General features: G+C 63.7%; 15 protein-coding genes. 8 read left to right on the top strand and 7 right to left on the bottom strand.

The annotated features are described in order from the left end of the window. Positions 1-1,508 (top strand): OB-fold nucleic acid binding domain-containing protein (locus ABI660_RS09710; RefSeq protein WP_348067334.1); only part of this gene is annotated, 1,508 nt, incomplete at its 5' end. An 18-nt stretch (positions 1,509-1,526) separates the two neighbouring features. Here ABI660_RS09710 and ABI660_RS09705 read toward each other — a convergent pair. The 6 genes from ABI660_RS09705 to ABI660_RS09680 form a co-directional block, all read right to left on the bottom strand. After that, complete coding sequence (locus ABI660_RS09705; protein ID WP_348067332.1) at positions 1,527-2,882, bottom strand: erythromycin esterase family protein; 1,356 nt, start codon at positions 2,880-2,882, stop codon at positions 1,527-1,529. Continuing rightward, positions 2,879-3,571, bottom strand: coding sequence for a phosphoribosyltransferase (locus ABI660_RS09700; RefSeq protein WP_348067330.1), 693 nt, complete (start codon positions 3,569-3,571; stop codon positions 2,879-2,881). The genes ABI660_RS09705 and ABI660_RS09700 overlap by 4 nt, the downstream gene beginning before the upstream one ends. Continuing rightward, positions 3,546-4,268, bottom strand: a complete 723-nt coding sequence (locus tag ABI660_RS09695; RefSeq protein ID WP_348067328.1) for an alpha/beta family hydrolase — start codon at positions 4,266-4,268, stop codon at positions 3,546-3,548. Before ABI660_RS09695 ends, ABI660_RS09700 begins: the two co-directional genes overlap by 26 nt. A 149-nt stretch (positions 4,269-4,417) precedes the next feature. Continuing rightward, on the bottom strand, positions 4,418-5,053 hold the full coding sequence (locus ABI660_RS09690; protein WP_348067326.1) for a LysE family translocator: 636 nt from the start codon (positions 5,051-5,053) through the stop codon (positions 4,418-4,420). Continuing rightward, on the bottom strand, positions 5,050-5,298 hold the full coding sequence (locus ABI660_RS09685; RefSeq protein WP_348067324.1) for a DUF1272 domain-containing protein: 249 nt from the start codon (positions 5,296-5,298) through the stop codon (positions 5,050-5,052). Before ABI660_RS09685 ends, ABI660_RS09690 begins: the two co-directional genes overlap by 4 nt. A 91-nt stretch (positions 5,299-5,389) precedes the next feature. Then, on the bottom strand, positions 5,390-5,827 hold the full coding sequence (locus ABI660_RS09680; RefSeq protein WP_348067322.1) for an OsmC family protein: 438 nt from the start codon (positions 5,825-5,827) through the stop codon (positions 5,390-5,392). Positions 5,828-6,048: 221 nt separating this feature from the next. Here ABI660_RS09680 and ABI660_RS09675 point away from each other — a divergent pair, with 221 nt between their 5' ends. From ABI660_RS09675 to ABI660_RS09650, 6 genes are all read left to right on the top strand, one after another. Next, on the top strand, positions 6,049-6,708 hold the full coding sequence (locus tag ABI660_RS09675) for a DsbA family oxidoreductase (protein ID WP_348067320.1): 660 nt from the start codon (positions 6,049-6,051) through the stop codon (positions 6,706-6,708). A 74-nt stretch (positions 6,709-6,782) separates the two neighbouring features. Then, positions 6,783-7,235 (top strand): GFA family protein, encoded by a 453-nt coding sequence (locus ABI660_RS09670; RefSeq protein WP_348067318.1) that lies wholly within the window; start codon positions 6,783-6,785, stop codon positions 7,233-7,235. A gap of 14 nt (positions 7,236-7,249) precedes the next feature. Then, positions 7,250-8,089 (top strand): isocitrate lyase/phosphoenolpyruvate mutase family protein, encoded by an 840-nt coding sequence (locus ABI660_RS09665; protein ID WP_348067316.1) that lies wholly within the window; start codon positions 7,250-7,252, stop codon positions 8,087-8,089. A 187-nt stretch (positions 8,090-8,276) separates the two neighbouring features. Then, positions 8,277-8,636 (top strand): hypothetical protein, encoded by a 360-nt coding sequence (locus ABI660_RS09660; RefSeq protein ID WP_348067314.1) that lies wholly within the window; start codon positions 8,277-8,279, stop codon positions 8,634-8,636. A 63-nt stretch (positions 8,637-8,699) separates the two neighbouring features. Then, positions 8,700-9,326: a LysE family translocator gene (locus ABI660_RS09655; protein WP_348067312.1), complete on the top strand. Its 627-nt coding sequence runs from the start codon at positions 8,700-8,702 to the stop codon at positions 9,324-9,326. An 11-nt stretch (positions 9,327-9,337) separates the two neighbouring features. Further along, positions 9,338-9,733 carry a PaaI family thioesterase gene (locus tag ABI660_RS09650; protein WP_348067310.1) on the top strand — a complete coding sequence of 132 codons (396 nt, stop codon included), beginning with the start codon at positions 9,338-9,340 and terminating at the stop codon, positions 9,731-9,733. A 35-nt stretch (positions 9,734-9,768) separates the two neighbouring features. Here the strand turns inward: ABI660_RS09650 and argA are convergent, their stop codons facing one another. After that, positions 9,769-11,118, bottom strand: coding sequence for an amino-acid N-acetyltransferase (argA, locus tag ABI660_RS09645; RefSeq protein ID WP_348067308.1), 1,350 nt, complete (start codon positions 11,116-11,118; stop codon positions 9,769-9,771). A gap of 188 nt (positions 11,119-11,306) precedes the next feature. Between argA and ABI660_RS09640 the strand changes: the two genes are divergently transcribed. Further along, positions 11,307-12,605 (top strand): GGDEF domain-containing protein, encoded by a 1,299-nt coding sequence (locus ABI660_RS09640; RefSeq protein WP_348067306.1) that lies wholly within the window; start codon positions 11,307-11,309, stop codon positions 12,603-12,605. Positions 12,606-12,618: the final 13 nt, after the last annotated feature.

The following is a 12,618-nucleotide window of genomic DNA, read 5'->3' as shown; positions in this document are numbered from 1 at the left end:
CCCTTGAAATGCACACCATTCCCCCGGACGACAAACCGACCTACGACATGATCTGTGCGGCCGACACTGTGGGTGTGTTCCAGATCGAGAGCCGCGCGCAAATGTCCATGTTGCCGCGCCTGCAGCCGCGCAGCTATTACGACCTGGTGGTGGAAGTGGCCATCGTGCGGCCCGGGCCTATCCAGGGCGGCATGGTGCATCCGTACCTGAAAAACCGGGAACACCTCAGGAATGGCGGAGAGATCAAGCCTGAATACCCGGCGCTCAATCCCGCGCTGGAACGCACGCTCGGCATACCGATCTTCCAGGAGCAGGTGATGCAGATTGCCATGATCGCCGCGGACTTCACGCCAGGGGAGGCCGACGACCTGCGCCGTTCCATGGCGGCGTGGAAGCGCAAGGGCGGGGTGGAGCGTTTCCATGGCCGGCTGGTCAACGCCATGGTGAAAAACAAGTACAGCGCCGAATTTTCAGAACGCATCTTCAAGCAGATTCTGGGCTTTGGCGACTACGGTTTTCCCGAAAGCCACGCCGCCAGTTTTGCCAAGCTGGTGTATGTGAGCAGCTGGCTCAAGCGCCACGAGCCGGCCTGTTTCCTGGCGGCCATGGTCAACTCGCAGCCCATGGGTTTTTACACGCCGTCGCAACTGGTGCAGGACGCACGCAAGCACGATGTCGAAGTACGCGCCGTGGACGTGACCTGCAGCGCATGGGATTGCACGCTGGAGCCTGCGAACGAGGAAGCCCGGTTGCCCTCCGGTATTTACAAAGGCCAGCCCGCCGTTCGCCTGGGTTTACGTCTGGTGGGAGGTTTGCCTGAAGCGGCGGCGCTGCGCATCGAAGAAGCCCGCGCAGAAGCGCCTTTTACTTCGACCGAAGACCTGGTCTCGCGCGCCCGGCTGGGTACGCTGGAGATCAATGCGCTGGCCGCCGCCGACGCCTTGTTGCCACTGGCTGGCCACCGGCGCCAGCAGGTGTGGGAAGCATCGGCCATCAAGCCGGCGCCCGAACTGCTCAAGGCCGTGCCCACACACGAGACCGCCTTGCAACTGCCCGATACGCCTGAAGGCGAAAACATCCTGTTCGATTACCGGGCCACCGGCCTGACGTTGCGGCGCCATCCCGTGGCCCTGCTGCGGCCGCGGCTGGCCAGGCGCGGGCTGCTCAGCGCGGGTGAATTGAATGCCTTGCCCAATGGGCGGGAGGTGGCAGCCTGCGGCATCGTCACGGTGCGCCAGCAGCCGCAGACCGCCAAGGGCACCATCTTCATCACGCTGGAAGATGAGACCGGCCCGGTCAATGTGATTGTCTGGAAATCCCTGCGCGAAACCCAGCGCAGCGAGGTGCTGCATGCGCGGCTGCTGGCGGTGTACGGCGTTTGGCAGCGCAGCGAGGAAAGCGGCACCCGCGAAGGTTATGGCGCCGTGCGCAATCTGGTGGCGCAGCGGCTGGAAGACCTCACGCCGCTGCTCGGGCGGCTGGGCACCTCTAGCCGCGATTTCCATTAGAAGGCCTGGAGCCTTCCCTCACATGCCCGACGGGAAAGTCTCGGGCGCCTCGCCGGTGTGCCACACCGGGCCCTTGTCCAGGGGCTCCAGCGCATGGGTTTCGTCGATGTGGATCAGGGCATCAAACTGCGCACTCAGGTGGGTGTGGAAGTAGTGGCTCTGGCGTTCGGTGTCGGGCCGGTAGATCACGCCGATGGCGCGTTGCAGCCGCAGCGTCTGTGCCAGTGCACCGAGTTCGGTGTTGTCGCGCAGGTCCAGCCAGAAGCGGCTGTCTCCGGCGTGGTGCAGCAGATCCTCCCAGCTGCCGGGCAGGCCGGCGCGCACGCGTTTGCGCTGCGGCGGCTCGTCCCAGTTCGAGGCCGCCGTGACCCAGCCGTGGTGAGTGCTGAAGCCCACCAGCACCACGTCCCCGTCATGGCGGTCGCGCATGAGCTGGCCCAGGTTCCATTCGCCCCTGTCGCCCATTTCGGTGGCTGCCGCATCGCCCAGGTGCGAGTTGTGCGCCCACACGGCCATGCGCGGGAGTGTGCCGCCGGCGCCCAGATGGCGGTCCAGCGCCTGCAGGGTTTCTTCCATGTGGCTGTCGCGCAGATTCCAGGACGACACGCGGCCGTGAAACATGGTGCGGTAATACTCCTCGGCGTTGCGCACCAGGCGCGCATTCTGCTGGGCGTAAAACATCTCGTCGCGCTCCAGCCCGGGGGTAGGCGGCATGTCCCCGAAGCGCAGGTTCATGGTGCGCAGCTGCTGCACCACCTCGTCTTCGCAGCTCGGCGCCAGGCCGAAGCTGGCGGCATAACCGTAGGCCTGGCTGTCTTCCGCCGCGTGGTCAAAACAGGCATAACGCTCGCGGGCCCGTTCTGCCGCGGCGGGGTCGGTGCGGTCCAGGTAGGCCAGCACCTCCTGGGTGGAGGTGAACAGGCTGTACAGGTCCATGCCGTAAAAACCCACCTGCTGCGCGGGCGCGCGGCTGCTGTTGTGCTCGCGCAGCCACTCCACAAAATCGCGCACCACCGTGTTGCGCCACATCCAGGCGGGAAAACGTTCAAACCCCGACAGGGCGTCTGCGGCATTGAGGTCGTCGGACAGGCCGCGCACATAACGGTTGACACGCCAGGCATCGGGCCAGTCGGCCTCCACCGCGATGGCGGTGAAGCCTTTTTCGGTGATCAGGCGCTTGGTGATGTTCACGCGCTCCTGGTAGAACTCGCGCGTACCGTGGGAGGCCTCGCCGAGCAGGACAAAACGCGCCGGACCGATCAATTCAAGCAAGCCGTTGTAGTCGTGGGCATTACCGGTCAGCGGCTGCAGGTGCTTCTGCAGGCTCTCCAGCAGCGCTGTATCGATCTGTGAATGTGCGTGCTGCGGGGTCATGGGGAGTCCTCTTGAGCATGCAGGTGAACGGAGCGGGCATGGAGGCGGCGCGAATCTTCCAGCAGCGTGCGCACCTCGTCATCACCGGTCTGCGGAAACTCGCGGTACCACAGGCCGACCGCGCGAAACGGCTCGGGCGTGGCGGGGCAGACCACTTCATCGGCCAAGTCCTGCAGTTCCCGGCAACTCTCTGCGGCACCGACCGGCACGGCGACTACCAGCCGGACGGGTTGCTGCTGCCGGATGGCCAGCAGCGCGGCGCGCATGGTCGCACCAGTGGCCAGCCCGTCGTCAACCACGATCACCGTGCGGCCGCGCACCTCGATGGCCGGGCGCTGGCCACGGTACAGCTGTTCACGCCGCACCAGTTCGGCCTGCTCGCTTGCCACCACCTCTGCCAGCGCGCCGGGCGACACGGTCATGCCGGGCAGGGGGTTCATCACACGCACGCCGCCACTGGCAATTGCGCCTATGGCGTATTCCTTGTGGCCCGGAAAACCCAGCTTGCGCACCACAAGAATGTCCAGCGGCGCTTCCAGCGCCATGGCCACTTCAAAACCCACCGGCACACCACCCCGCGGCAGGGCCAGGACCAGCAGCTTGGGGCGTCCGCGGTAATGGGCCAGCACACCGGCCAGCGCGCGGCCGGCCTGGCGCCGGTTCTCATAGGGAAGGCGTGTGTCTGTCATGCTGGACTCCAGGGGAGCGGGTGGCGGCCAGGTGTGTGTTGAACCAGGTGGCCGCCAGGTCGGCCACCTGCTCCAGGGTGCCGTGTTCCTCGAACAGGTGGGTGGCGCCCGGCACAATCTCGAGCCGCTTTTCGCACTGCAAATGCGCGTAAGCCTGCTCGTTGAGCGAGATGACTTCCTCGTCGGCGCCGCCCACGATCAGCAGCGTGGGTGCGGTCACCGCCGCCAGTGCCACCGGGCCGGCAAGGTCGGGGCGGCCGCCGCGCGAGACCACGGCGGCAATGCGTTTGCCGAGCCGGGCCGCGTCAATCAGCGCCGCCGCGCTGCCCGTGCTGGCGCCGAAGTAGCCGATGGGTGCGTGCTGCAGGCCGGGCTGCGCGAGCGCCCATTCGGTGGCCTGCTGCATGCGGCCCGTCAGCAGGGCAAGGTCGAAGCGGTGTTCACGCGTGTGAATGTCTACCTGCTCTTCCTGCACGGTGAGCAGGTCGAACAGCAGCGTGGCGATGCCCGCATGCTGGAGCCTCTGCGCGACCTGCCGGTTGCGCGCGCTGTGCCGGCCGCTGCCGCTGCCGTGGGCAAACAGCACCACGCCCTGGGCGCCGGCCGGCAGGACCAGATCGCCATACAGCCAGGCTTCGCCGCAGGGAATGCGGGCTTCGCGGCTCTCGGGTGCATGGCTGGAGGCGGGCTGGTTCATGGGCGGATCCATTCAAAGGCCCACGGTAAGTCCGATCAGCAATTCACGCCATCAGACGAGTCCTACTTGGTGGTCAGACAGGCCTATGCCTTGATTCAAAGAAAAAACAGGCATCAGCCCAAGCAGGACGGGCACAAGCAGCTATGAAATCAGGAGCTGTTGGCGCGGCGGTAGAAGGCCAGTGAACCAGCCAGCGCGAGCAGGGCGCCGCCGCACAGGCGGTCCATCCAGCGCGTGGCCGAGGCTTTGAGCAGACGTATGGCCCGTGCGCCTATGAAGGCATAAGCCAGCATCACGCTGAAGTCCAGCCCGGCAAAAACAAGGGCGATCGCGATGTATTGCGGCGTTTGCGCGGCCGCGGGATCAATGAACTGCGGCAGCAGGGCCGAGCAGAACAGGTAGCCTTTGGGGTTGGTTACGGCCACCAGGAAAGACTTCATGAAGATCGCGCGGCTGCCGTGCTGCGTGCCGGCGGCGTCTTCCACCGGAACCTCAAACCCGCCGCGTGAGCGCAGCATGCGAATGCCCAGCCAGGCCAGGTAAATGGCGCCTGCCCATTTCAGCACCGAAAACCAGAACTCCGAAGCCGCGAGCAGGGCGCCCAACCCGAGCGCCACCGCGCCGACCAGCACAAAGTCCGACAGCACGGCGCCGAGCATGCCCGGCACCGAACGGCGTACACCGTAGTGCGAACCATTGGCCAGCGCCAGTAGCACGGTGGGGCCCGGTGTGGCAATGGCCACCAGCGCGACCACGGAAAAAAGCAGCAGGGTGGTGATGTTCATGCCGGGGCCTCACAACCTGCTGGTTTGAATACCCTTTCCGTCGACGCCGGGTACTTGAGAAGTTTTCCAGCGGGCCTGCGTGGCCGGGCCACGAGTTCTCCGCCGCAGTTGGGGCAGATCCCTTTGAGTTTGCCGCTGGCGCAATCGCTGCAGAACGTGCATTCAAAGGTGCAGATGCGAGCCCCTGATGACTCGTTGGGCAAGTCTTTGTTGCAGCATTCGCAGTTGGGGCGGAGTTGGAGCATGGTGTGTCCTGGTGGGTCCGGCTGGTGGCAGGACGCATTCTCGAACATTTCCCGCCCCGGGGGCAAGCTGCCATGGCGCCGCAGGAGGCCCTTATTTCAGCAGCGTGGCCGTCAATTCGATGTCAGGGACGCTGGCCAGCACCTTGGACAGAGGGCAATCGCGCTTGGAAGCCCTGGCGATCTGCTGGAACCTGGCTTCGTCGATGCCGGGGACTTTTGCCTTCAGCGTCAGCATGATGCGGTCGATCAGGAAGCCTTCACCCTGCGGTACCAGGCGCACGCTAGCCTGCGTGTCCATTTCTTCGGTGGCAAAACCGGCTTTCTCGCATGCAAACGAAAAAGCCATGGTGAAACAGGCCGCATGGGCCGCACCGAGCAGCTCTTCGGGGTTGGTCCCCTTGCGGTCGTCTTCAAAGCGGCTGCCGAAACCGTAGGGGTAGGCTTTGAGCGCGTCGGTTTCGGTGCTGATCTGGCCCTGGCCTTTTTTGCCCTGGCCTTCCCAATGGACGCTGGCGGATTTTTCAGTCATGGTGTTCTTTCATGGAGTGAGGGTGAGTGCGCGTTGTGCGTGTTAGCACGGCAAATTCCACTGTTACGCCAGAACTGGACGGGCTGCGTGAGACATTGCCTCAAGCCAGGCGCTACCGGCTCCTACAAACCGTCTTCAGCGGGATTTTTCGATAATCACTAATATCGGTTCATCAGCCCCGTTTAATTTCAGAGGGCTTTGTTTCTGGAAAGACCTATTCAATGAGCACCCCGACCCTCGTTCCCATGAAAATTGATTTCGTCTCTGATGTGTCCTGTCCCTGGTGCGTGATTGGCCTCAAATCGCTGGAAGAAGCGATGGGCCGCGTTGCCGGCGAGGTGCAGGCCGAGCTGCACTTTCAGCCTTTCGAGCTGAACCCGCAGATGCCGGCCGAAGGCCAGGACATAGGCGAACATCTGGCTGAAAAATACGGCTCCACGCCTGAACAACTGCAGCGCAATCGGGAGATGATCCGTGCGCGCGGGCAAGAAGTGGGCTTTACCTTCACCGTGGGTGCGCGTAATCGTGTCTACAACACCTTCGACGCCCACCGCCTGCTGCATTGGGCCGAGGAAGAGGGCCGGCAGCTGGCGCTCAAGGAAGCCCTGTTCAAGGCCTATTTCACCGATGGCGAAAACCCGGGCTCGCACGAAGTGCTGGCGCGAGTGGCTGGCGAGGTCGGGCTGGATGCGGCGCGTGCGGCAGAAATCCTGGCTTCTGGCGAATATGCTGACGCGGTACGGGAGCGCGAACAGTTCTATCTTAGGCAGGGCATTCATTCGGTTCCCGCCATCATCATCAACGACAAGCACTTGATTTCGGGCGGCCAGCCCGCTGAGGTCTTCGAGCAGGCCTTGCGGCAGATCGCTGCGGCAGCTTGAGTTTGCAGGTCTGTTGAGAAGTTGTGATTACCGCCGAAGGTGTTTTTCCACTTCAAGGCGGCTGCGATTGCCGCTTGGTTCGCTATCAGCTGGAATCTGGACCTCTTTTTGTGCACTGCTGCCATTGCCGCTGGTGCCAGCGTGAAAGCGGCGCGTCGTTTGCGCTGAACGCGATGATCGAAGCGGACCGGGTGAGGCTGCTGGGCGGTGAGCCCGAGATGGTGAACACGCCATCGGCCAGCGGCAAGGGCCAGAAAATTGCACGTTGTCCGCAATGCCGGGTGGCGCTGTGGAGCAACTATTCAGGCGCCGGGCCTTCGGTGCGTTTTTTGCGTGTCGGCACGCTGGACGAGCCCGATCACCTGCCGCCCGACATCCATATCTTCACTTCGTCCAAGCAACCCTGGGTGGTATTGCCCGAGGGTACACCGGCCGTGCCGGCGTATTACGACCGCAAGATTTACTGGTCGGCCGCCAGCCTTGCGCGGCGTGAAGCGCTGCTGGCGAAAATGGCTGCACAACAATAGTCCGGAGGTCTTCCATGAAAGAAACCCAAGCTAGCAAGGCGAAAAAGTTTCAGGCACTGCACCAGCGCTCCGGCGCTTTCGTGATTCCCAATCCCTGGGACGTGGGCACGGCGCGCATGCTGGCGGGGCTCGGATTCGAGGCCTTGGCCACAACAAGCGGCGGGCTGGCCATCTCGCTCGGTCTGCGGGATGGCGAAGGCGTTGTGACGCGTGACACGGCCCTGGCGCATGCCCGCGCCCTGGTGGACGCGAGCGACCTGCCGGTCTCGGCTGATCTGGAGAACGGCTACGGCGATGCGCCCGAGACCGTGGCCGAAACCGTCCGGCTGGCTGCCGCGGCCGGCCTTGTCGGCTGTTCGATCGAAGATGCCACCGGCGACCGCGCACGGCCCATCTATGACAAGTCGCTCGCCGTGGAGCGCGTGATTGCTGCCGTTGAAGCCGCCCGCTCGCTGCCATTTCCTTTTGTGCTGACGGCGCGGGCAGAAAATTTCCTGCGCGGCCGCCCTGTTCTCGACGACACGATAGAGCGTCTCCAGGCCTTCGAGGCAGCGGGCGCGGACGTGCTTTATGCGCCGAATCTGCCTGACATCGCCAGCATCCGCTCAGCCTGCGGTGCCGTGGCCAAGCCGGTCAATGTCATGGTCGGGGCGAAGGGCCAATGCTTTTCCGTCGCAGAGCTGACTGCGGTGGGGGTTCGCCGGGTCAGCCTCGGGCCGACATTTTTTCGCGCGGCCATGGGGGCATTCCTGCAGGCCGCGCGTGAAGTCAAGGCGCAGGGGACTTTCACGTTTGCCGAAGGTGCGGTCGGTTTCGGTGAACTGAATGCATTGATGGCTGGCAAGGGTGTGTAGATCACGCCACTGGCAGCGTGAACGCTTAGAGTCATTCACGTTTCGACAGCCTTCACCTTTCCTGTTTGCAAAACCTGCCGTGCAAGAAGAATTCACGATTGACTCCGCGCTCCATGTCCTGCCTTCGACACTGTGGGCATCGACTTCCATGAATTCAGTGAACTGGGAACTGTGGCCACTCGTCAGGATGACCGCCCCCCCCCCGGAGTGGCGGGACTACCCTCCGGAGCGATGGGAGACTGGTCGCCTCCTGTTCAGGAGCTGGGTGCTGCTGCTGGGTGTGCTGCCGGTCGACCTGCATTCGTTTCGCCTGAAACACATCGATGCCGGCGAAGGTTTCCGGGAAAGCTCTTCGTCGTGGCTGAACCGCGAATGGAACCATGAACGAAAGCTGCTTCCCGCAGAGGGAGGTTGCCGGGTGATTGACCGTATCTCGGTGGTGGGGCGCGTTCCGCTGCTGACGGCCTTGCTGATGCCCGTTTACAAATTTGTCTTCCGGCATCGCCATGCACGTTTGCGGAAAAAATACGGGCAGGCATCCACCTGACCGGCGCCCCGGGAAGCCGTAACATGCGATTGAAAACCTGCCCCCTTTAAGGAGAACATTTCCATGTCCCTGGAACTCTGGCTGGCCTTTGTCGCCGCGTCGGTGGTCCTGCTCATCATTCCGGGTCCCACCATACTCACCGTGATCAGCTATTCCATGGCGCATGGCCGGCGTGCCAATGTGCCGCTGGTGGCTGCGGTCGCGCTTGGTGATTCGACGGCCCTGTTGTTGTCTCTGCTGGGCCTGGGCGCGCTGCTGGCCACTTCGGCGCTCTGGTTCACCGTGGTCAAGTGGGCCGGCGGGCTGTACCTGCTTTACCTGGGTATCAAGCTGCTGCGCGCGGGTATCTCGCCCACAGAGCTGACCGCTCCGGCGGCGCCCGGCTCGCGCTGGAAACTGTTTGCACACACCTGGCTGGTCACGGCGCTTAACCCCAAGGGCATTGTTTTCTTCGTGGCCTTTTTGCCGCAGTTCATCACACCGGGCGCCGGGCTGACGCAGCAGCTGTGGGTTCTCGCCGTTACCTTCGTGCTGCTGGCCACACTCAATGCCACGCTGTACGCGGTGTTTGCCGGCTCGGCACGCAGGCTGCTGGCTTCGCCACGTGCGCAACGGCGTTTCAACATAGCAGGGGGCTCGCTGCTCACGGTCGCCGGTGTGTGGGCCTTGCTGGCTCGGCGCCCGGCCTGAGCTTGTTGCCGGTGGGGACCCTGAAACTGCCTTTTGTTGAACACGTGGGCATGCGCATTGAGGCGCAGGTTGAGGGGCGCAGCCGGTGCACGCTGGTGGTTGAGGACTTTCACCGCAACTCGACCGGCCGTGTGCATGGCGGCGTGGCTTTCACACTTGCTGATACCGGCATGGGCGCTGCGCTTTATTCCACGCTGGAGCCGGGTGAGCAGTGCGCGACGATTGAGATCAAGATCAACTACTTCAAACCTGTGCTGGGTGGCCGGATCGTGTGCATCAGCGAGGTCGTGAACAAGGGGCGGCGCGTCGCCAATATGGAGTCGTCGGTGTATGTCGATGACGTTCTGGTGGCCAAAGCCAATGGCAGCTTTGCAATTTTCAGACCGGTAAAAGAAGACGTTGACTGAAAAGCTGGGGTCTCCCGGACTCACCGATCACGTCGTCAACTCAGTTTTTTGACCAGCACCTGGCTTTTGCGGTTGAAGTTGTACTTGCGTTTGCGCGCCTCGGGCAGCCATTCCGGGTCCACCTGCACAAAGCCGCGCTTGATGAACCAGTGCATGGTGCGCGTGGTCAGCACAAAAATGCTTTCCAGGCCCATCAGCCTGGCGCGCTGCTCGATGCGCTTGAGGATACGTTCGCCGTCGCCTTGGCTCTGGCTTTGCGGTGACACGGTAAGTGCAGCCATTTCGGCGGTTTTGGCCTCGGGGTAGGGGTAAAGCGCAGCGCAGCCGAAGATGACGCCGTCATGTTCGATCACGGTGTAGAGATCGGCATCGCGCTCTATTTCGGTGCGGTCGCGCTTGACCAGCGTGCCGTCTTTTTCAAAAGGCTCGATCAGCTGCAGGATGCCGCCCACGTCGTCGGCGGTGGCTTCGCGCAGGCTTTCGAGTTTTTCGTCGATGACCATGGTGCCTATGCCGTCATGCACATAGATTTCGAGCAGCAGCGAACCGTCCACCGCAAACGGCAGGATGTGGCTGCGCTCCACGCCGGCCTTGCAGGCCTTGACGCAATGCTGCAGGTAAAAAGCGGTGTCAGTCGGCTGCGTCGGGTTGGGCAACTGCGCGAGCAGTTTTTCGGCGGCTGCCAGCGGCAGCTCGGTATCGATCGGGTTGTCTTCGCTTTCGGGCTCGCCGGGGTTGATGCGGACACCGGGGATTTCCGTCAGGAAGATCAGCTTGTCGGCCTGCAGCTCGATCGCCACGCTGGTGGCGACTTCTTCCATGGTCAGGTTGAAGGCTTCGCCGGTGGGTGAAAAACCGAAAGGCGAGAGCAGCACCATGGCACCGAAATCCAGCGTGCGCAGGATGCCTTTGGTGTCGACCTTGCGCACCAGGCCTGAATGCTTGAAGTCCACGCCATCCACAATGCCGACCGGCCGTGCAGTGATGAAGTTGCCCGAGATCACACGCACCGTGGAGCCGGCCATGGGGGTATTGGGCAGACCCTGGCTGAAGGCGGCCTCGATCTCGTAGCGCAGCTGGCCGGCGGCTTCCTGCGCGCAGTCGAGCGCCACCGAGTCGGTGATGCGCATGCCATGCGAGTACTTCGCCTCATGGCCCTTGGCGGCGAGCTGTTCGTTGACCTGCGGGCGGAAGCCGTGCACCAGCACGATTTTCACGCCCATGCTCTGGATCAGCGCCAGATCCTGCGCCAGGTGATGCAGCTTGCCGGCGGCAATGGCTTCACCGGCAATGCCGACCACAAAGGTCTTGCCGCGGTGCAGGTGGATATAGGGCGCCACCGAGCGGAACCACGGAACAAAGGTGAAATTGAAGACGGCGGACATGGGCGCGCTTTCGAGGGGATCGGACAGGGTCAACAAGGAGGCGACAGGGTGGACAAGCCGGGCAGAAGCCACCGCTTTCCGGACGATGGCAGTGAGTGTAAGGGACGGCGCTCTGCGGCGCAGGGCGCGGGCAAGATAGCCGGCAGGCGGCGGTTGGTGGTGGCCGTTCCGCCGGATAATGAGCATTCATGGACAAACTGGCGTTTGGCTTCTGGGGGTTTTATTTCGGCATGACGGCCCTGATGCTGGCCGGCGCTGCGCTAGCCTTCGCGCGCTCGCTGCACCGGATCTCCCTGAATGCCGGCTTGTCGGCCACCGCCTCGAGTTTTTTCGTGCTCGCCTTCCTGGGTGGGTTGCCGATTGAGGATAAAGACGCCCTGGCGCGCGTGCTGGCTCACATTGCCATGGCGGTGTCGGGCTTTCTGGCTTACCTGCTGTTTTCAATCCTGGGCCTGCTGGACCGGCGCAAGCTGCGGCATCGCACCCGGCTGGCGCTGGCGGTGCTGGCCCTGGGCGGCATGGCAGCGAGCTGGCTGCTGGCGCCGCAACAGGCGCTGATGCTGGGCCTGGGTAGCGCGTGGTTGCTGGGTGCCCTGGCTTTCGGCATCGCGGTGCGCAGCGCTTACCGTGGAGACCGGCTGGCCTGGACGGCGGTGCTTGGCGTGTTGTTCATGCTGCTTGCCATGCTCGGTCTGGGATGGATCGCACTGGCGCGCGGACAGGCGCCGTGGCAGGTGCACGCGGTCAGTGCACTTGCGGGAACAGCCTACCTGATCACCATGGCGGCGGCGCTGTGGACGCGTTACTCCTATTTGATCGAGTTGCATCAGGTGATGGCACTGGGCCCGAGCTACGACCCGGTGACGCGCATGCGCTCGCACACCGAAACCGGGCAAATGCTGGGGGATGTTTTCCGCAATCGCCGGGGCGAACCAGCGGCCCCCGGCTTTTCGCGGGCGCAGGACGATCCCGGCGCTGATGACGGACGCGAGGCGCCGCAGAGGCCGGGCAGGTTTGTCGGCGTCATGGTGGTGAGCATAGGCAACCTGTACGTGCTGGAGCGCCTGCATGGCGCCGCCGCTGTCAACCATGCACTATTTGTCTGCGCCGGACGCCTGCAGCGCAGCGTGCCGGGTTTTGTCGAGACCGGCCGGTTTTCCGCCGACGGTTTTGTCCTGCTTATCCGCAACTGCAGCGACAGCGGCCAACTGGTGCGGTTGGCGCATCGGCTTGGCGCGCGGCTGTCCAAGTCGGTCACGCTCAACACCAGCCTCGACGCGGCGCGGCGCGAAAGCGAGCAGACCCGCTGGCAGGCCGAAATAGGCATAGGCGTGTTGCTGGTGTCCGACCCGGCGGCCAAGGCCTCGGCTGTGCTGGGCACCTGCAAGGCCATGTCGCGCGCTGCCATGTCCTATGCCAGCCGGGTGGCCTGGTTCGACCAGGCCAGCGGCGAAGCGGTGGAGTTGCCAGTGCCGGAAACCACCTGAGCCTGGCGCCCGA

The sequence above is a fragment of the Polaromonas sp. genome (assembly GCF_039930745.1).
Taxonomy (GTDB): domain Bacteria; phylum Pseudomonadota; class Gammaproteobacteria; order Burkholderiales; family Burkholderiaceae_C; genus Polaromonas.
This window is presented reverse-complemented; position numbering and strand designations above follow the sequence as displayed.